Here is a 19764-nt window from a genome sequence, read left to right on the forward strand (position 1 = left end):
ACCTGGCAGATACGCTGTTCTCCGGGCACGCGGGAGATGATCACTGTATCCTTTTACACTGACTGCTGATGAGGTGGAATTGGGGAGATGATGCTGCGGTGGTGCTATCGTTGCGGAACGCATCTGCCGGAGGCGGCAGCACATCCGGGATTTTATGCATAAAAAAAATCGCGCCGGCAAAGCCAACGCGATTCATAAAGAACTATTATAAAATAAATTATGCCAGTCTTACGTTAACAGCATTCGGGCCTTTTCTGCCTTCTTCCACGTCAAATACTACGCGGTCATTTTCGCCGATGCTTTCTTTGATACCAGATACGTGAACAAAAATTTCTTGTCCTGAACCTTCGATTTTAATGAATCCAAAACCTTTAGCTTCATTAAAAAATTTTACTACACCTGTTTGCATTATATTTAATATTTAATTGTGAACGTGTTCTCGCCATTTATTTAACTGCAGGCGGCTACCTGGGCGACTACAAGAAAAAGTGTAAGAAAAAGCTGAATGTGAGAGGTGATCTACCAACAGTATTGCAATACATTATCTTAAGAAGCGGTACGAAGATAGGGGATTTCTCATATACAATCCTAATTTATTTTAAACTTTTTCAGGGCTCTGATGGTCTGCTGGCGTGTCATTCCAAATTAATAATATATTTTCACGGCATATATGAAACATCCTGACGCATGGCGTATAAAGGCCATATTAACCGGCTCCGCCGGCAACCTGGTAGAATGGTACGATTGGTACATTTATGCCACCTTCTCCCTGTATTTTGCACCTGTATTTTTCCCGAAGGGTAGTTACACTGCCCAGCTGCTGAATACGGCCGCTATTTTTGCGGTGGGATTCCTGATGCGGCCCATCGGCGGCTGGTTGTTTGGCCGTATTGCCGACAAACAGGGAAGAAAAGCATCCATGACATTGTCTGTGTTGCTGATGTCACTGGGCTCTTTGCTGATTGCCTTCACGCCGTCCTACAACAGTATTGGCCTGGCGGCGCCTGCATTATTGCTGATAGCGCGACTGCTGCAAGGCCTCAGTGTAGGTGGTGAATACGGCACCTCCGCTACGTACCTGAGTGAAGTGGCCACGAAAGACTTACGGGGCTTCTATTCCAGCTTTCAGTATGTAACGCTCATCGGCGGACAACTGATTGCTTTGGGTGTGCAGATGACACTACAAAAAGTATTTCTCAGTGCTGAACAGATGCACGAATGGGGCTGGCGTATTCCCTTTGTTATAGGTGCGGCATTGGCTTTTGTAGCGCTTTACCTGCGGAGACATATGCAGGAATCTACCTCTTTCGAAAAAATAAAAAATGAAAAAGAGAAAGGGACCCTGAAACTGCTGTTCCGCAAACATCCCCGGGCAGTGATGACAGTCGTAGGTCTTACGATGGGCGGTACCCTGGCCTTCTATACCTATACCACGTATATGCAGAAATTCCTCGTGAATACCGTACATCTTACCATAGAACGCGCTACTACACTCACCTTTTTCCTCATGCTGATCTTTGCCTGTTTACAGCCGCTTTTTGGCTGGATTTCGGATATCTATGGCCGCAAGCCGCTATTGATAGGATTCGGCGTACTGGGCACATTATGTACCGTACCTATCCTGACCGGCATCAGCGAGGCCAGCTCCGAGTGGACAGCCTTCTGGCTCATCCTGCTGGCATTGGTGATTGTAAGCGGTTACACCTCTATCAATGCGGTGGTAAAAGCAGAATTATTTCCTGCAGAAATCCGGGCGCTGGGCGTTGGCTTTCCTTATGCCCTAACGGTAGCCATTTTTGGCGGCACAGCGGAGCCTATTGCCCTTTACTTTAAGAAGATAGGGCATGAACCGATGTTCTACTGGTATGTAACCGGGTGTATCTTTATTTCCCTGTTGGTGTATATTACTTCGAAGGATACTAAAAAGACGTCTTTGCTTGATAGGGATGTGTAATTTCCCTGATGGAGCCGTCTGCATTACCGATGATCAACCGGCTGGCGTAGTGGAGGAACAACCCGCTTTCTACTACGCCGGGAATGTTGTTCAGCTGTGCATGCAATGCAGCCGCATTATGGATTTTCTGATAGTGACAGTCGAGGATATAATTGCCGTTATCAGTCACAAAACGGTTATTGTCTTTCAGTCGTAATACCGGATGGGCGCCCAATGCGGCGAGTTGTCTGAACGTGAGTTCCCAGCCGAAGGTCGTCACTTCTACCGGCAGCGGAAATTTACCCAGATGTTTAACGAGTTTCTTTTCGTCGATTACCACGAACATTTCCTTCGAAGCAGCCGCTATAATTTTCTCCCGCAGCAAAGCGCCTCCTCCCCCTTTGATCAGTTGCAACTGTGCATCTGCTTCGTCGGCGCCGTCGATGTCGATATCGATCTGCGTTACTTTCTCCAGTTCAATCAAGGGAATTCCCTGTTCGATGGCCAGTTGCTCCGATTGGGTGGAAGTGGCCACGGCTTTAATATCCAGTCCGCCTCTCACTAATTCGCCTATACGCAGAATAGTGTAATACGCTGTACTGCCGGTACCCAGACCAACGGTCATACCCGACTTAATATATTCAGCGGCCTTCTCGCCAGCTGCTTTTTTACCGATATCTGTTTGCATAAAGCAAATATAATGTCCCTGACCCGGAGCAGCAATTTTTTGGAATTCTAGCTTAAGTCCGCTAATTTTTGCCCTGAATAAACCGCCTCACATTGAAATCATCCATCATACTGGCCCTGGCGGCGCTTCTACCCGGAATTGCCGTAAAAGCGCAGGATTCATCGGCCATCAAAGCCATTAATGCCAACAGTTTTGCCCGGCACATACAGGTACTTGCCTCCGATGCCTTCGAAGGCCGTAAACCCTTTACCCGGGGAGAAGACAGTACCATACAATACCTCGCCACGCAGTTTAAGCAACTGGGACTGAAACCCGGCAATGGCAACAGCTATTTCCAGGAAGTGCCGATGGTGTCTATCAGCTCCAAACCAGCCGGTAACCTGGTGATCAAAGGCGCCGGTGGTGAAGTATCCCTCTCCTACCTGGAAGACTTTGTAGCTGCTACCCGGCGCGTGCAGGACCAGGTAACCATTCCTAACACAGAACTGGTGTTTGCCGGCTACGGCATTGTGGCGCCGGAATACAACTGGAACGACTATAAAGGCCTCGATGTAAAAGGTAAAACGGTGATCGTAATGATTAACGATCCGGGCTTTGCCGACACCACCCTCTTTAAAGGGCGTATCATGAGCTACTATGGCCGCTGGACTTACAAATTTGAAGAAGCCTCCCGCCAGGGCGCTACTGGTGTAATCATTATCCATGAAACCGCCGCCGCCAGTTATCCGTGGAAAGTAGTACGCAGTGGCTGGTCCAACTCCAAGCTGCACCTGCAAACCGCCGATAATAACCTGCATCGTACCGCACTGGAAGGCTGGATCACCCTGGATGCCGCGCAAAAGATCTTTCAACTGGCCGGAATATCTCCAGATATCATGCGAAAGGCCAGGACAAAAGGTTTCAAGCCTGTTGACCTCCATTTACAGACATCTCTCGTTATCAATAATACCATCAAAAAATCTACCTCACATAATGTACTGGCCATTTTACCCGGCGCCAAACGACCGCAGGAATGTGTGGTATATTCCGCTCACTGGGATCATTTTGGCATAGGCGAGCCCGTTAAAGGCGATTCTATTTACAATGGCGCAGTAGATAACGCCACCGGTACTGCCGGACTGCTGGAACTGGCCACCGCCTTCACAAAGCTGCCACAACCACCGGCCCGCTCCGTACTGTTTCTCTCCGTTACCGGGGAAGAACAGGGACTACTGGGATCGGAGTATTACGCCGCGCATCCCGTGTTCCCGATGGAGAAAACAATAGCAGATATTAACCTCGATGTATTAAATACGTTCGGCCGTACCCGTGACATCACCGTGATTGGCTTCGGGCAGTCGCAGCTCGATGAATACGCACAACGTGCCGCCGCCAGACAAGGACGCGTTACCGTACCCGAAGCACATCCTGAAGGTGGCTGGTTCTTCCGCTCCGACCACTTTAACTTCGCCAAGAAAGGCGTACCGGGATTGTACATCGGTCCGGGCACCAACGCCATTGGCCACGAAGCCGGCTGGGGCGGCGAACAGATAGCCGCGTATAACCGTTTGCGTTACCACTCCCCCGCTGATGAATTTGATGCAGCCACCTGGAACATGGATGGCATGGTAGAAGATATCCGTCTCCTGTTCGATGTAGGCTATCAACTCAGCCACGAAAGTAGTTTCCCCACATGGAAAAAAGGTTCAGAATTTAAAGCATACAGAAAATAACAACAGCTATGGCATTATTCGGATTAATTATGATAGGACTCATATTTTATATGACGTTCCTCAATATTTACAGTCGCAGGAAAAAAAGGAAAACAGCCGTACCCGACGGGTACCAGGCCCTCTTAGAAGAGCATGTACGCTACTACCAGCAGCTCACCCCCGCAGACAAAACGCGGTTTGAGTCCATGCTGCAACGTTTTCTCAAAAGAACCAGTATAGAAGGCGTAGGCACCGAAGTAGAACCACTGGACCGCGTACTGGTAGCCGCCAGCGGCATCATCCCCATCTTTGGCTTCAAAGACTGGGAATATTTTAACCTGACAAACGTGATCCTCTACCCCGATACCTTCGACGAAACCTACCAGTACGAAGGCAACCGCCGGAATATTCTCGGTATGGTAGGCAGCGGCGCCCTCAACGGGCAGATGATCCTGTCGCGCTCCGCACTGCGGGAAGGGTTTTCCAACGTAACAGATAAGAACAATACCGCCATACATGAATTTGTGCATCTGCTCGACAAAACAGATGGCAGCATAGATGGCTTCCCGAGCAAATTGCTGGATCATAGCTACAGTATTCCGTGGATGAAACTGGTGCACCAGACGATACAACAGATTTCAGAAGGGCATTCGGATATTAATCCTTATGCGGCAATGAATGAAGCAGAGTTTTTTGCAGTGATATCGGAATACTTTTTTGAAAGGCCTGATTTACTGGCGGAGAAGCATCCGGAGTTGTATGCGATGCTGGCGAAGATGTTCAGGCAGGATCCTGTGGGGAAGGGATGATGGGGGTATTTGTTTTCCAGAGATGAAAGCAATGTATTGTTTTCATCTCTGGAAGCGTCTTTTGCAATTCTGCGTATAGATTTAATAATTACCACTGATTATCGAATGAGAACAGCAGTTTTGTCGGCTTTGATATCAACGACTGTTAATAACTCATGTTTATACTTAAATCTTATTATTGCAGCATTAGCCAATTTTAGCTCATAATAACTTCTTCTGCATAAAAATGGCCAATAGTCTTCAGCTACCTCATAAGTAATAATAACAGGTTGGTAGCTAAAAAATGAAGACTACACACCTTATTAAAAGATCCAATCCAACCTATTACCCCGCCAAAGCTTATCATCCTTCTGCTGCTGTAAGTGAGCTGATATTTCCTTCTTTTCACTGCATTGGTTAAAATGCTCTCTATGGAATTCCAAAAAATTATAATTAAACAATGGATTTCTGACATCAGTTGTTAGAAAACCCAGATTCAAATACTCATCAGGATTGGTTATTAATTGTTTGCATCCAACACAAATTTTTGTTGCTTTAAACAAAGAATATTGCTTCAGGAACAAATCTATGGATTGCCATTGCACGCTGCTCATTAAGCAGGTAAGATGAAATACCTGGTCGTTAAAACCATATAGTGAGTCCAACTCATTTTGAATTGCATTAGGAAATGCAACCATATGATCATCAACATTCAACACTTCTCCGCAAAGATCACATGTGGTACTCCCTAAAAAAACTAATGCCATGTGCTGTCTATTTACTGTATAATTTATATAGTTGACTTTCTCTGATAAGTAAGACTCTGGCTGAGTTGAATCAGTAGGCGCGATAACTCTTTAAGGCTTCCAAATCAAAGTTTCACTTTTCCATATTGTGCTATCAGTTAAAGTTAAAAAAAATTTACTGATACACTTTATGTAATGGTCTCGTTTAAAAGCGCCTATAATATGATAAGAAGACTATATAACGTTTTACTACGCTATCATTCATATATTTTTACCCGAACGTTTTTTTCCTGTTAGCTGTAATAAAATCAACACAACAACGAGAATTAACCCAGTTAATGCAAATAAGTAATCCGTTCCAGCAGGTATTTTGTGCCCGCTTGCATGAGCGGCGGCCCAGAAGAAAAGATTGCCTGACAGCAGAATGGAAAGTCCGATTTTCAATATTGGAATTATCAATTTCATATCTAAATGTGCTGTTCATTTACATTTTCGTAAAAGACTATGCCTAATCAGCATTTTTCATTTTCTATACTTATCATAAAGCTCATTATAAACTTAATCAGGCCTTTCTTAAGTTTACGTTACTAATACCCATACTAGTCAATTCGATTGAGTGTATCACAATAAATAAAAAAGGTCTTCTTCTGCTGTCTTTTTTTACAAGACCATGTAAGGAATAGATAAAAATTACAGAATCACTATAGACATTCTATACATAGATCTATTATCTTTCTTTTATTGCATCAGGTATTAATCTGATTTCGTTATAAGTACCTGTTGTATCTAACAAAATCTTGTATCCAAACACAGCTTCGTCTGCATGCTTTATAGGTACCCTATTTTTTGATGGCCCAAGAACCTTCAGTATAATGTTATAGTCTTTAAGTGTCACATTCAGAATAGTCCATGTGGCTTTATAAATTTCCTTCTTAATACCATCTTTTTCTACCACAACAAAGTCGGGACTATTATTTGTGACACGACTGTAAAAATACCATTCTATAGAGATATCCTTATTCTGGATTTGTTTTCGTATAAATTTGGGGTTCTCCAAATGGCAGCTAAAAAAAATGCTGATAAGCGATATAGGTAATAACACCTTCATGCATTCATAATATTTAAGATTCTCCAGAAAAAAAATAGATCCTGTACATGAACAAATATGTTCCGTACCGTTAATATTAGCTAAGCGACATAATTATTCAGGAAGCAATCTGCCGCCTACACGTCTCAGAGCGTCTTTATCATAGTTCAATAATACATTATTTTTTGAGTATTTGTCTAGGGCCAATATTTCTTCTTTTTCCCAACCCATATTGCATTTCTGTCTTATTTCCGCAACCAATCGCTTTTGATTAAGAATCTGAAAAGCGTTGACAAAATGCCGCGGTGATATTGAACGTGTCTTGTCCTAGAATAGGTTTACACCCAAAGTGTAAAAAATGAAGCACATCGTTAAACCAGAAAATGGTTATTATTTAGAATCAGACAAGCACCTTATCATTAAAGCCTATTTGAGTTCAAATAGAACGAAACAATCCATCTGGGAAGAATATACAGGTCATGTCGAGGAAAATGGAAAGATTTTGAAGTGGATGCGGGAGCTGGGATATGAAGCGCCAGGGCAAATACGTAAATTGATCAATCAAAGATCCTCCCTGATGGTAAAAGAATCAATCCAATCTCGTAATAATGACTTCGAAAAAGAAGCAATTAGAAAAACGTATTGCTGAATTGGAAAAACAGCTAAAAGAGGCTGAGATGAAGGCGATTGCCTTTTCTACGATGGTTGATATTGCGGAAAAAGAGTTTAAAATACCCATCAGAAAAAAGTACAATACCAAACCATAGCAATCATTAAGGGACAGTATCCCCGCATAAGCCTGGCCCGGTTATGCGGCTGGTTTGTTATTACCCGACAGGCCTATTACCAGGACAGTTACAGGAAAATAGAGGTTAGCATAGAAGAAAGCCTGGTATTAAAAGAAGTAAATGCGATACATAGCCTACATCCTAAGCTTGGAGGGTGTAAAATATATGGTAAAATAGAGACCTTTCTGACAATTCATCAAATTAAGATGGGTAGAGATGCCCTCTTCGATCTATTGGCCAGGAATAATTTATTAGTCAGGCGTAGAAAAAGAAAAGTAGCTACCACTATGTCTCATCATTGGTTTAGAAAATACCCTAATCTGATAGTGAATATAGTGCCAATACGGCGCAACCAAATATGGGTAAGTGATATAACATACTGGAAAATTAATGAAGACAAGCATCTATACATCAGTTTGGTTACGGATGCTTACTCCAAGAAAATTGTAGGCTACTATGTTGCTGATAATCTGGAAGCAGTGGGATGCATAAAGGCATTACAAATGGCGGTAATGTCGCTCAGACAAGTTCCGGGCAGTCGCTTACCGCTCTGTCATCATAGCGATAGGGGCATACAATATTGCAGCAACCAATATGTAAAACTGTTACAAGACAACAATATTGATATTAGCATGACCGAATCAGGTGATCCAAGAGACAATGCCATAGCAGAACGGATAAATGGAATACTCAAAAACGAATACCTGAGTGCATACCAGGTAAGCTCTGTAAGGGAGGCGAGCGCTTTATTACATGATGTAGTAGAGCTATACAATAACGATAGACCACATATGAGTATTAGCAACCTGTCTCCAGATTTTGTTCATCATAATCAGGTTCAGACAACCAGGTTATGGAAAAACCATTATCTTAAAAAGACAAATGTTAATGAAAAACAGGACTAAGAACAAAACGCAAACCCATTTTAGGACTTATTTTTAAAATCTGTAAACTTATTTTAGAACGAGACACATTATACTTCTTACGGTCCTCCGGATAATTTGCGCCTTTGAGCGCATTGGCACTTACCCCCGCCATCGTCAACCCAAATGGATAATAACATATCTCCTTCTAATTGCAAAACATAAGCCCTGAATAAACTTCAAAAATATCACCATCTACAATCTTAAACATAAATGTTTGTACTGTCCCGGAGAGCTCAACACCACCTTTCCCTATAAGGACACCATAGCTGTTCACCAATTCGGCGAATAACATTCCTGAGCAGAGCTGACTTAACAGTAATACATTCCCACTATTCTTCTTATCAAAATAAACCGAGGTACTATCAACCCCAATAGGACAATAGCTATTTAGTTTATTAGATACTTCTTTCAAAGAATCTTCTATTATTCTAACCAATGGTTCTTTACTTAAGAAATCATTCCTATGGTTATAGCCAAATCCCTTAACATAATTTCTTCTAATTACATCCTCAGATATTGATGAAAGAGTAAAAGCTATTTGTCGAGGTAAATGAACAATATTACTCTTGCCTGTTGTTTTTTTTATATAAGAAATGACTTTAGCGCTCAAGCTATCTTCAATTGATTTAGCAAAACAAACATTGATGTTAGAAATCAATAGTATAGTAATAAAACTCACCAGTAGTAGATTACGCATAACTCATTTAAGTTTAATATTCGACATTGTTTTTCTCCTTTTTTTCTTCTCTTCTGCCGACATAGGAATATCCATTATATTATATTTTTTATTGCGATAATGCCATTTCATAGTGGCATTTCCTGGATCTCCATCCCACGCATAAGCATCCCTTTGAGGTAAATTAAGTTGGGCTCTGTATTTATTGATCCTTTCTTCAATGATACCCGGGTTGCTGAGTCCACTAACACCATTTGGATCTTCCACAGTTGTTGTTGCTTTAGGATCAAAATATCTTACTCCTACCGTTGTATGCATGGACTCGTGCATAAACCACATCCCAAACCCCCATGCCAAACCATTCAACCCTTCATTCTCCATCCCAGCTATTCTATTATCAATCTGATTAGTATTCATATAAACAGACCTGCCATCTGATTCGGTTCGAGTAGGCCTATTATTATCAATATGTAGGTTAATTCCATCATCAACGTTATCTATTATACCTTTTAAGTAACCTCTTGCATCAGAGCTAGTCCCTTTTGCATTTTCGTTTTTACCATATGCAAGGTTTCCCACATCATCAATACTTAAATTTAGACCAGTAATATTTTGTAAATCTTCTATAATACTTGCTGCTGCGTATAATCCCTCAACATTTAAGGTTCCATCTTTATTAGTAAACATTTGCCGTATCGCAATGTAGTCACCATTATAATCAACAAAAGCTACCGGATCATTGGCACAATAATTATAAGGGGTAAAACTAAGGTAAGTCTCAGCCAATCTATCCTGTATATGAAACCGTCCTATCTGTGCATCATACATCCTGGCACCATAATCATACCACTCCAAACCTGAGCCATTTCCAAACTCCTTACTCTGCAACTCCTTTCCATTATACTTCAACCTATTCTCTGCATAATTACTCCCCTTCAACGCATTTGAAGATATCCCTGCCATCGCGAGCCCAAATGGATAATAATGCGTCTCCTCCAACACCGGCCCAGATGCCTGCGCTACCACTAAATTATCAAAATACACCTCTTGTGTACCTTCATTACTCGTGTAAACATACAAAAAACCGCTCTTTTCCATCACCATCTTATCCTGAGCCAGTGTCTGCAGTTCATCAGGTGTAGCTTTTACCTGTTTTACCCCGCTGTTCCCATCCACCAATTTAAACTGATCATCAAATAAAACAAAGTTGAGATAAGCTTTGGGTCTGTCTGCATCAGGTTGATCAGGATTTTTTTCTTTAAGACGGCGATAGTCTTCGTTATAGAAAGTGCTGTTAAACGGTGTAACCGGATCTTGTGCAGCTACAGCATGTTCTCCGGAAGTAGAGGTACCGCCGCTAAAGGTTTGTACCAGATCAGCTAAGATATTTACAGCTGGTGTTTCTTTTGAAGTAGTTTCGGTGGGTCCCTGGGATTTGTAAAATGCTTTGGCCCCTATATCAATCGTATCGCCTGCCATTACCCTTAATACCAGTGACGGACCAATCTTCTTTCCGTTACCGGCAGCAGTAAGCCTGGCCACTGATTGGTTACTACTATCATTTTCGTCAGCGGGATAGCCCACTGGCTTTGCTGCCCGGGTATCATCAATATTACTGAACAGGGCTGTTTCCTTTGCCGCAGCCGGGGTTTCCATTGTGGCTGCATACATAGTGCGGTCTGTTTGTTCAGTAAGTACCAGCCGGGTATTGCCAAGGTGGTCTTTTACAAAATAATCATAGGCCCAATCTACCGGCTGCCCTGTCCGGAATACGGTCCGGATCCGTCCTTCTTCATGAGCGGCAAACTGCAATGTGTCGTTCTGGTATACAAATCCATTTATATAATCTGTGGTGGTTATTTTCTGTTGGTTACCTGTATTATCGGTGACTATTTTTCGCACTTTGGTACCGGCCGCATCATAGAGATAACGGATGGTGCCCTTATTGGTAATAGTAATCAGGGAAGGAAGATTCAGATGATTATAGGTAATGCTGGCAATTCCCTTGTTCAGGTCTTTGATCAGATTACCGGAAGAATCGTAGTCATAGTCATCTCCCGTATTTACCCCATTTTTAAAATCACCGAGGGCAGTTAATACCGTACTGGAGTCATACACGCTTCTCAGTTTGTTGCTCCCTGGGCGGTAACCATAGGCTAAACGATCAATGGGAGCGGCAGTTGTGCCATCCATACCAAATTGGGCTAACTTAGTGATATTTCCATTGGCATCGTAATTTATCCAATTGGTACTAAAATTCATCTCTGTCTTTGTCCAGGCGCTGCCGGTTGTATTCTGCTGACTGAACTCGGCGTGAGTCAGGCGGTTTACCTTATCATAATTATAACCATAGGCGCGGGGACGTGGATCATTCCAGCCTCTCCAGCGGATACCCGCAATGTTGCCATTGAATACAGTATCCTTGAATCCGTAATCATAATTCAACTCCTGGCCAAAATGACTGGTATCTGCCACACCGTTTAAGTATTTTTTGTTGATGCTGCTCATCCAGCCGCGGATATTGTATCCGAAAGAGATGCGTTCAATGGGAGCAGCAGTCCCCTTGATACCCAGCCGTTTGGCTTTCAACTGACCTAATTCATCATATTCATTCACTGCTATATTTCTTAATGTAGCAGGATCATTATTAAACTGTTTCTGAACAGCGATTAAACGTCCTGCATCATCGTACGACAACATCGTTTGTACTTGCACTTTAGGAATCGTTCCGCTACGGGGATTAGTATGATACTGGTAAGTGCTTAATACTTTGCCGCTGAAATCATATTCATTGGTCACAACATCACGGCCACCAGACACATTATCATTGATGCTTTGCAACTGTCGTCCTTTTGCATCGTAGTAAATTGTGTTGGTGAGCCAGGTGTCTGTTCCCACAACCCGGACTTTCCCCCCTGTGGCCAACCCCTTGGTGGAATTACTGATGTCAAAATACTCCCTGTATCTATTGGCAGGCTTCTGTAAAAAGGCTGTATCCGATTTTACAGGGGCCTGCGCTCCTGTAAATCCATATTTATCATAGAAGGTATAAGTAAGTGGTGTTAGCGAGGACGCAGGAATAGCTGGTAGCGGATTACTAATCTGCACTACCGTAGTTCCTTTATTAAATGATGGATCTATAAATGCCTCAAATGGAATACTGGTACCTGAATCAAATCCATCGGTAAACTCAATAGTTCTGGTAGCTTTATAAATGGTACTGTCATGCACAGCCACCACCAGATCCATTTCTCCCGGGAAAGTATAACTGGTGGAATCAATTTTGTTAACTACGCTGTTCATACCAGCCTGTAGTACTTCCCGGCTGGTACCTGCATTATACAATGCTGTTTCTATCGGCCGGTTTAAAGCGTCATAAAATGTAACCAGCCACTTGCCGGAATCTTTCAGATTCCCATCTCTGGAAAATACCAATCGGTCGCGGGTATCATACACCATTTCAGTGGAATCTGCTCCAGGAATCTTTTTTACAATCATCCGGTTCCGGCCATCATAACGATATTGAAAGCATAACTCCCTGGCTACATTCACCAGGTTCCAGGTTCCTGTTATATTTTCCACTGCCAGCGGAGGAACTACAAACCTTAAATTATTCAGATCATCATAGATATAATAAGTGCACAACCAACCTACGTGAGCAGTCCCGGTAATATTACCTGATTGCACTTTTTTCAGGATTACCAATCCATTTTTATCTTTGTACTCTACTACCTGGTTACGTGCTTCATCAGTTGTTACATTCTTGTACAACTGCCCGGCAGGATAAAAGGCGGTGCTGGTGGGTAGGGTACCTCCAACTGGAATAGTCCATATTCTTACAGAATCGCTGACCATATTCACCTGGTATTGCTGACTTACCGGATGATTTCCGCCTGACTTTGCCCAACTGTTTCCTGGTGCATAAGTATTGGTCACCCGGCTTAAAGGAGAAGCTTCAAATTCCTGCTGACTGTAATAAATGCTCTCTCCAGTAGCAGACGGACTTAATATCGTATCCTGATAAAAAGCTTTCTGAGTGTTAAAGGGATCTGTTTTGAACTTACCGTCATTCGTATTGCCAGATTTCGGTACATAAGGCAAATATTTAAAAGATTCTCTCCCAAAATCATCATATACTATTGGCGCCACAATATCTTTCCCACCCGTACTCAGGCTCTTGTTTACCGTTTGCAGGGGACGCCCTAGTCCATCGAAATATTGCGTAGTTTGTTTCACTTCCTTTAATAAGCGCGCAGAAGCTCTTACAAAAGCAGTATCACCACTGGGCATGGAAGGTTCCCATATACGGATATAGTTAACAGTTGAGTTAGTATATGTTCCAGGAACAGGAACTGCTATAGCGCTTTTTCTCAACACATTAGCATCTGGTATATTTACCTGTCCTTGTACCACCCCCAAAACAAAAAACAGCGTTAAGCAACAAACAAGATATTTCATATAGGCATTAAACATATTCAACAGTATTAAATTTCAACTATCAGTTTCTCTTTCCAACATAGATTAAAAACGCTATCTGTTAAGAGGGACTGTGTACTGATAGTCTATTTCTTTTAAAATCTTACCATAATCATCTTTAATTGTCTTCAATCTACCGAAGGTATCATACTCATAAAAAGTGGACCTTCCGGAAACATCTGTTTCTGATAGCAGTCCAACCAAAGGCAGATAAGTGTAAGTATTCACCATGGCGCCAGGAAGACCGGTACGCAGCTTATTCAGCTCATTTCTCAGAGCCTGGGGAGTAGATGGGTTTGATAATATATTGCTATTCACAAGGGCTGCTGCTTCGGCATAAGTTGCTCCTACTATTTTTGCTACAGGATAGAGGTTGTTGTAGCCCCATAAGTATGCTTCCCGGATATCACCCGTCTTGCCCTGTTGCAGCATATTTCCTGTTGAATCATAGGCATCAAAATTAATACGGGATACGTAACGACCGTCTTTCTGAAAAACATTGCCATTGATTACCGCAGGAAAATAAACACTGGAAGAACCATTGTCTTCGTAGCCCCATAAGGTTTTCGGATATGGCTTATCCGGATAATAGGTAGTGATCACGCCAGCTACGCTTCTGGCCGCATTCTTCATCGAATATCTTTCAATCGGCACATTGATAATATGACGTTGCTGCAGATACTTAATACCGGCTATATCGGGATCAGTCAGGACTACCGGCAGATTAAAATCCAAAGGATACCTGGTAGTCGCTGTTTCAGTCTGACCGTCAGATTGAATCGTAGTCTGACGGGTTAATTGTGCATGCAGCGGGTTATCATAATAATACTTAATTTCCTTTATCAGGGTTACATCTCCCGGAGATCCGTAAAATGTTTCCTTCCTGGAGGTTTCATAAATCCATGGGCAAAAAATCCTGGAAGGCACTAACCTCCAACCCCAAACGGTAGGCAGCACAAGTGAACAATTGTTGGTTTGGCAATATACGGTATTGGTGCCAGCAAATATGTAAGCATATAATATGTCTGCAACAAAATAATTACCGTTTTGCAAACTGTCGAAATTATAAATAATTTCCGTTTTGGATAAGTTTCTACCCGTTGAGTCGAAAATGGTTTCACTTAATAAACTACCCCGTAAATAATCATTATCTTCTACATATTTGTCAGAACCTTCAATAGCTGCCTGAAAATTATCTGCTCCTCCCAGGTATTCCTGCAGGCGTGAAAATGGCGCGCCAGGAGAAAATGCAGATAACTTCCCGCCCATATTACCATTGCCCGACGTTTCTGTAACAAATCTATAACCGATATGACTTCCATGCGTAAGAGCCATACCAGAAACGGGGGAACTATATCTTACCAGGAACCTACAATTCCATACATTTTTATCCGTAAGTTTTGATTCCAGAAGGCTGAAATCACTCACCAGGTCTCCGGATGAACGCCTGGGATCTGTAGGGTATTTATAAGTAAACTGGCGAACAACAGGTTCGCTGTTAATAAGATCCCTATTGATAATTTTTTTTATCCGGATTCCACCGGTTTCAATTGTTCTCAAAGTATCACCGAGGCTATAAGAAGTAACTTTGATTTGCGACTGTTCATTCAGATAATTATCTACCATAGCACGGATACGATAGTTACCAGGCAAGAGAAACATCGCTGATGTTAACTCGTTAGCAAAAGTACCCCGTTCCAATAAAGCGACTAAAGAATTATCAGCCTGTACCTTATATAGATACATGGAAGGATTGCCATCAGGAGATGTCAGACCGTTATTGATGCCCTTGCAATAAATGGTTACATCCTGGGGTTCTGTTATACTAAAATCAGCCTTCACATCAATCATATCAGGATTTGTTTGCCCGATAGTATTCCTGGCCGAAGCAGTGGCAGTATTCCAAATCTTTTGCCTTTCCGTATTTGTTTTACCACTTTTGGCACCATAGTCATTAAGTTCATACTCAAAAGATGTAGTCCCCCCGGTTGGATATGTTATTTTATTTAAAACCCCGGTTATTGTAGCGTTAAAATTGGGGCTTCTATTGGCGCCGCTTAAAACAATATGCCTTGAGCCGATGAAGGTATCCAGCGCCGGAAGTAATTTACTATTGCTCACACCATTGTTAAACCCCCAGGTATCCTGCGACTTTGCATTGGTTAATGGTACATTTGCGGAATTATAATATTCAAATGAATGCCATTTGCTGGCATTGGGAGTACTTCCCTCTTCTCCAACGCTATCCAACCTGAGTCGTCTGGATCTGATGTCAGTATTGGTTAAAGATCCATGGTAACCATATTTCAGATTAAACCTCCGGATGATATTTCCTTTCTTATCTTCTACAACTATAGAATCCAGTTTACTCCTGTATGTTGCATCTCGCCTGTTTGCCGCATTATAGAAATTCACTTTTCCCGCTGGCGAAGTAATACTGATTAACTTTTTAGTGGCAGCACGCACATTAAAATTGGTGATTCCTCCATCGCCCATAGGATCACAGGTGCCAGCTGTTAATGTATAGTCAACCTCAGAACTCTGTTCACTGATAACATCATCCACATCGGATGCATAAGTAAAGTCAACGTTTCCGTAAGGAGTAACAATGGTTGTCAGATACCAGCTGGAATTATACTCTTCTTCAAAAACGGTACCCACTGTATAGGAGGTTTCATTTGTATTAAATTTATAAATAATCCCATTCTCATCAATTATCTGAAAACTACCTAACCTGGAGGAAAAAGTTATATCCAGCGGCTGAAAGGGAATAATATGCACTTTATTCTGAGGCGTAGCATCAATAATAAATTTGCCACTTCTCCCGTTGAAATTAAATGAAAAATTATCCGGCACCAGATCCCAGGTACCATTAACAGCCTGACGGACATTATTTGAATGCGGAATTAAGGAATCCAGAGTGGCCATTTTGCCCAGGATCATATAACCATTTTCATCCGGTTTTACGTTAACACTTCTTGTCACTACACCACCTGCATTCAAAGACCAGCCCAAACCCACCTGCGAAGCAAGTTCATTTACTTTAAGTCCTCCGGAATAATAACTCAACGAAATAGGTAATGAAAACTGTCCGAAGGAAATAGCATACAAAGGAATATTGATATTTGGGATGCCGGTATATAAACCAACAGGCACATCGCCATACTTTCCCAGGGCAGCCGCATTGGGCGACGGAGGAACAACTTTTGCCACTTCAAGTGCATTTGTGCCATTCGTTAACTGCGCAAACAAACAAATACTCCAGGATAGGGAAATCAACAATAAATAGAGCTTCTTCATTCAAGGTAAATTATACAACTATTATTTATGAGTCTTTTAAAAATTATACCCCAGCCTCACCTTCACCGGATCTGTTCTCGGCACATGCTGGTTATACAAAAAATCAAACAGTACCATCATATTTCCTTTCAGCTTACTATTGATCTTATATTTCTTACTGATTCCTATCAAACCGCTCTGCGTCCACTTCTGCCCTACTCCATCCGGTACGCCGGCATAATCCGGCTGATAATTTTGTTCATAACCGCCATTCAGGAAGAAGGTGCCTTTCAGTTTCCAATCAATAAACGAACGGATGCCCATGCCCTGACCTGAAAAGTGAATATTATCGAAGCCGGTACCCATTCCCAGCTTATAGGAAAGACCGATACCCGTGCTGCCGTTCTTATGAAACTTATAGGCTACCTGCCCGGCCAGATCACCGGTAGTAGGAAAGAATTTATTGCTGCGCTGGAACTGGACATTACTCCCAAATTCCAACCGCTGCATAAAGCTCTTGGTTTTCATTTCATTGGGTTTGAAATCTGGCATTTCCGCCGCATTGTCCAGGTCAGGGAATTTACTTTTGAGTTCGTCGAATTTACTGCGGGCTTCGGCCATCTGCTGACTTACTGCGGCGCCGGCATTCGGGCCGCTGCCGATACGCTGCTGAATCAGCTGTTCCACCTGGCTGCGTGTTTGCAGGCCTTCCAGGCTTTGCGCGGAAGCGGTGGCGCCCTGTATATTGAATAAGCTGGCAATCTGCGAATGCTTCTGCATGAAATCATTAAAAGCGGGGAGCTTCTTAATCACTTCCATCGCCTTCTGCTCAGCCTTCTTTTTATCTTTAAATACCTCTTTATATTCTTTCAGTTGCTGGGCGTAGTAGTAGGCCTCTTTGTTCATCTTTTGCAGATCCTTTGTAAAACCGGTATACTGGCTCAATTGCTCTTTCAGCAGTTGTTTACGCTCGCGGATATACGCTTTAATCTGTTCAGCCTGCTGGAGTTTATCTTTCAGGTTATCGACCGATTTTAAGGAGCCATTCAGTTTATCCGTAACGCCTTTTGATTTTTCCAGTAATCCTTTGGAGTCTTTCAGAAACGAAAGTGAATTACTCAAGCTATCAAGATAAGGGCCGCCGGATTGCGTCAATGCACCAGAATACTTTCCTAGCTTGCCACTCATGCGGGATTTCAGGCTTCCTAAAGAATCGATGGAATGCGAAAAAAGGTTATTGGCTTTGAGGGAATCAATCTTTCCAAGTCTGCGCTTCAATTTCTCCTCTTGCTTCATAAACCGGCTGAGCGCTTTCTCGCTGCGTTTGGAGACCAGCCGCTCCATTTTATCCGATTTTTGTTTTACCTGCGAAAGATATTTACCTGGGATAGGTGTCACCTTTTGTATCAGGCTATCTTTAACCTTTCCGGGAATATCAATAGCCTCCTGTGCCTTCGTAGAAAGGCTTACAGCAGTCAGTGCAGCAAAAAACAGTGTCCGGGAATATTTCATAAAATAAGGGAAAACGTTGGTTAAACGCTACAGTCTATATTGAAAAACAAACGGTTAACAATAATTCTGACAAAGGAAATAACTAATCAGGAATAAAGCGTTAACACGTTCGTTGTATTTAAACGCAATTAACTCCCCGGCACTTTCCTTCGCCATTGGGGCTTCTTTTCCATTTGCGGGTAGAGTAAACTGGTTTTTAAAGATATAAAAAAGCGGGATAATAATGCTTCATATGCATCATTTGTGTACCACCTTACCTTTGAATTAAAACTTATCATATAATCAGGTGCATCAAACGTCCCATCATCTTGTGCCGGCCCTGTTGACGCATTTACAATGCTATCAGCTGCCCGGGAAAGATACTGCCATTGAAGCGTATCTATATTAAAGCTGAATCCTTCAAAAAAATGGAGAACATTTTCTTCTTTAGATTTATTCCGGAAGTATGGTGGCGCCACCTGATAAATCACCCCCTTTATTACACCTTTGTGTTTATTAAGACGTACCAACACAGACGTATCAAATTGCCTGGCATAATAAAAAATAAGCTCATTGCTATCAGGAATACTTGCAATATCGAGGAAAGGGAACTGCGTCAGTGTAGCATTTAAATATACCAAAAGGGAATCGGCATTGGCATCTTTGCTGGCATTGTTTTTTTCTGTTTGCAGATGTTGACAGCAAATCATCAGCAATAGAGTGCTCAATAACAATAGAATTTTCATATCTATTCTTTCGTATTCTGCATAATAAATAATAATTTCCATTAATAAAATACCGGGATGCCACACCTCCACCTCATCGTTATCAAAACCAGCCAGCCAGATCTCCTCTCCGGCTTCTACACCTCGCTCGGCTTCCAGTTCCACTACCACCGTCATGGCAATGGCCCCTTTCATTATGCCAGTGTTGGCGAAGGTCCATTACTGGAAATCTACCCGTTACCAAAAAACGTTACCGTCGCCGATCATACTACCAGACTGGGCTTTACGGTGGCAAATGTAGATGATATCCTGCAAAAGCTCCCGGAAGCAACCATTATCTCAGCGCCTGAATTAACCGAGTGGGGTTACTCCGCCATCATCCAGGATCCCGATGGCCGGAAAATAGAACTTTTACAGGCATAAAAAAAACCGCCCCGCTTTCGCAGGAACGGCTTTCCTTATCTACAAAA

General features: G+C 42.4%; 17 protein-coding genes. 6 read left to right on the forward strand and 11 right to left on the reverse strand.

Translation table 11 applies throughout. From position 1 onward, the window contains the following. Positions 1-40: 40 nt before the first annotated feature. On the reverse strand, positions 41-196 hold the full coding sequence (locus BMW79_RS33985) for a hypothetical protein (protein WP_177192312.1): 156 nt from the start codon (positions 194-196) through the stop codon (positions 41-43). 21 nt (positions 197-217) lie between these two features. After that, positions 218-409, reverse strand: coding sequence for a cold-shock protein (locus BMW79_RS24130; RefSeq protein ID WP_079472790.1), 192 nt, complete (start codon positions 407-409; stop codon positions 218-220). Between the two features lie 261 nt (positions 410-670). Between BMW79_RS24130 and BMW79_RS24135 the strand changes: the two genes are divergently transcribed. Beyond that, a complete protein-coding gene (locus tag BMW79_RS24135; protein ID WP_089898972.1) occupies positions 671-1954 on the forward strand; it encodes an MFS transporter in 1284 nt (427 codons plus the stop codon). On the opposite strand, the gene rpiA is transcribed toward BMW79_RS24135, so the two are convergent. Next, positions 1920-2621 (reverse strand): ribose-5-phosphate isomerase RpiA, encoded by a 702-nt coding sequence (gene rpiA, locus BMW79_RS24140; RefSeq protein ID WP_089898976.1) that lies wholly within the window; start codon positions 2619-2621, stop codon positions 1920-1922. The genes BMW79_RS24135 and rpiA overlap by 35 nt on opposite strands. A 92-nt stretch (positions 2622-2713) precedes the next feature. On the opposite strand from rpiA, the gene BMW79_RS24145 reads away from it, so the two are divergent. Continuing rightward, positions 2714-4333 carry a M28 family metallopeptidase gene (locus BMW79_RS24145; protein WP_245752657.1) on the forward strand — a complete coding sequence of 540 codons (1620 nt, stop codon included), beginning with the start codon at positions 2714-2716 and terminating at the stop codon, positions 4331-4333. 29 nt (positions 4334-4362) lie between these two features. Next, the gene (locus BMW79_RS24150) at positions 4363-5121 is read left to right on the forward strand and encodes a M90 family metallopeptidase (protein WP_218150426.1); all 759 of its coding nucleotides are present in this window, start codon (positions 4363-4365) and stop codon (positions 5119-5121) included. A 302-nt stretch (positions 5122-5423) separates the two neighbouring features. Here BMW79_RS24150 and BMW79_RS24155 read toward each other — a convergent pair whose 3' ends face one another. The 3 genes from BMW79_RS24155 to BMW79_RS24165 all read right to left on the reverse strand — a co-directional run bounded on the left by BMW79_RS24155 (position 5424) and on the right by BMW79_RS24165 (position 6954). After that, positions 5424-5867, reverse strand: coding sequence for a hypothetical protein (locus BMW79_RS24155; RefSeq protein ID WP_089898985.1), 444 nt, complete (start codon positions 5865-5867; stop codon positions 5424-5426). A 240-nt stretch (positions 5868-6107) separates the two neighbouring features. Then, positions 6108-6311 carry a hypothetical protein gene (locus BMW79_RS24160; protein WP_089898987.1) on the reverse strand — a complete coding sequence of 68 codons (204 nt, stop codon included), beginning with the start codon at positions 6309-6311 and terminating at the stop codon, positions 6108-6110. Positions 6312-6573: 262 nt separating this feature from the next. Next, positions 6574-6954 carry a hypothetical protein gene (locus BMW79_RS24165; RefSeq protein WP_089898992.1) on the reverse strand — a complete coding sequence of 127 codons (381 nt, stop codon included), beginning with the start codon at positions 6952-6954 and terminating at the stop codon, positions 6574-6576. 337 nt (positions 6955-7291) lie between these two features. On the opposite strand from BMW79_RS24165, the gene BMW79_RS24170 reads away from it, so the two are divergent. Continuing rightward, entirely contained in the window at positions 7292-7582 is a 291-nt protein-coding gene (locus BMW79_RS24170; RefSeq protein ID WP_089898995.1) for a hypothetical protein, read from the forward strand. 123 nt (positions 7583-7705) lie between these two features. Next, positions 7706-8626 (forward strand): IS3 family transposase, encoded by a 921-nt coding sequence (locus BMW79_RS24175; RefSeq protein ID WP_262487515.1) that lies wholly within the window; start codon positions 7706-7708, stop codon positions 8624-8626. A gap of 166 nt (positions 8627-8792) precedes the next feature. Here BMW79_RS24175 and BMW79_RS24180 read toward each other — a convergent pair whose 3' ends face one another. The 5 genes from BMW79_RS24180 to BMW79_RS24200 form a co-directional block, all read right to left on the reverse strand. Then, positions 8793-9344, reverse strand: a complete 552-nt coding sequence (locus BMW79_RS24180; RefSeq protein WP_089899001.1) for a hypothetical protein — start codon at positions 9342-9344, stop codon at positions 8793-8795. A 3-nt stretch (positions 9345-9347) separates the two neighbouring features. After that, positions 9348-13613 (reverse strand): DUF6443 domain-containing protein, encoded by a 4266-nt coding sequence (locus BMW79_RS24185; protein ID WP_218150427.1) that lies wholly within the window; start codon positions 13611-13613, stop codon positions 9348-9350. Positions 13614-13853: 240 nt separating this feature from the next. Then, positions 13854-17099, reverse strand: a complete 3246-nt coding sequence (locus BMW79_RS24190; RefSeq protein WP_089899004.1) for an RHS repeat domain-containing protein — start codon at positions 17097-17099, stop codon at positions 13854-13856. 36 nt (positions 17100-17135) lie between these two features. Continuing rightward, entirely contained in the window at positions 17136-18590 is a 1455-nt protein-coding gene (locus BMW79_RS24195) for a hypothetical protein (protein ID WP_245752658.1), read from the reverse strand. A 128-nt stretch (positions 18591-18718) separates the two neighbouring features. Beyond that, entirely contained in the window at positions 18719-19357 is a 639-nt protein-coding gene (locus BMW79_RS24200; protein ID WP_143059264.1) for a hypothetical protein, read from the reverse strand. Between the two features lie 15 nt (positions 19358-19372). On the opposite strand from BMW79_RS24200, the gene BMW79_RS24205 reads away from it, so the two are divergent. Then, positions 19373-19717, forward strand: coding sequence for a VOC family protein (locus tag BMW79_RS24205; protein ID WP_089899010.1), 345 nt, complete (start codon positions 19373-19375; stop codon positions 19715-19717). The last annotated feature ends 47 nt before the right edge of the window (positions 19718-19764 follow it).

The sequence above is a fragment of the Chitinophaga arvensicola genome, from assembly GCF_900110835.1.
GTDB lineage: Bacteria > Bacteroidota > Bacteroidia > Chitinophagales > Chitinophagaceae > Chitinophaga > Chitinophaga arvensicola.

Coding starts and splice junctions, on each gene's coding strand:
- BMW79_RS33985 (WP_177192312.1), bottom strand. CDS start 196: ATGAATCGCGTTGGCTTTGCCGGCGCGATTTTTTTTATGCATAAAATC.
- BMW79_RS24130 (WP_079472790.1), bottom strand. CDS start 409: ATGCAAACAGGTGTAGTAAAATTTTTTAATGAAGCTAAAGGTTTTGGA.
- BMW79_RS24135 (WP_089898972.1), top strand. CDS start 671: ATGAAACATCCTGACGCATGGCGTATAAAGGCCATATTAACCGGCTCC.
- rpiA (WP_089898976.1), bottom strand. CDS start 2,621: ATGCAAACAGATATCGGTAAAAAAGCAGCTGGCGAGAAGGCCGCTGAA.
- BMW79_RS24150 (WP_218150426.1), top strand. CDS start 4,363: ATGATAGGACTCATATTTTATATGACGTTCCTCAATATTTACAGTCGC.
- BMW79_RS24155 (WP_089898985.1), bottom strand. CDS start 5,867: ATGGCATTAGTTTTTTTAGGGAGTACCACATGTGATCTTTGCGGAGAA.
- BMW79_RS24160 (WP_089898987.1), bottom strand. CDS start 6,311: ATGAAATTGATAATTCCAATATTGAAAATCGGACTTTCCATTCTGCTG.
- BMW79_RS24165 (WP_089898992.1), bottom strand. CDS start 6,954: ATGAAGGTGTTATTACCTATATCGCTTATCAGCATTTTTTTTAGCTGC.
- BMW79_RS24170 (WP_089898995.1), top strand. CDS start 7,292: ATGAAGCACATCGTTAAACCAGAAAATGGTTATTATTTAGAATCAGAC.
- BMW79_RS24180 (WP_089899001.1), bottom strand. CDS start 9,344: ATGCGTAATCTACTACTGGTGAGTTTTATTACTATACTATTGATTTCT.
- BMW79_RS24185 (WP_218150427.1), bottom strand. CDS start 13,613: ATGCCCAGTGGTGATACTGCTTTTGTAAGAGCTTCTGCGCGCTTATTA.
- BMW79_RS24190 (WP_089899004.1), bottom strand. CDS start 17,099: ATGAAGAAGCTCTATTTATTGTTGATTTCCCTATCCTGGAGTATTTGT.
- BMW79_RS24195 (WP_245752658.1), bottom strand. CDS start 18,590: ATGAAATATTCCCGGACACTGTTTTTTGCTGCACTGACTGCTGTAAGC.
- BMW79_RS24200 (WP_143059264.1), bottom strand. CDS start 19,357: ATGGAAATTATTATTTATTATGCAGAATACGAAAGAATAGATATGAAA.
- BMW79_RS24205 (WP_089899010.1), top strand. CDS start 19,373: ATGCCACACCTCCACCTCATCGTTATCAAAACCAGCCAGCCAGATCTC.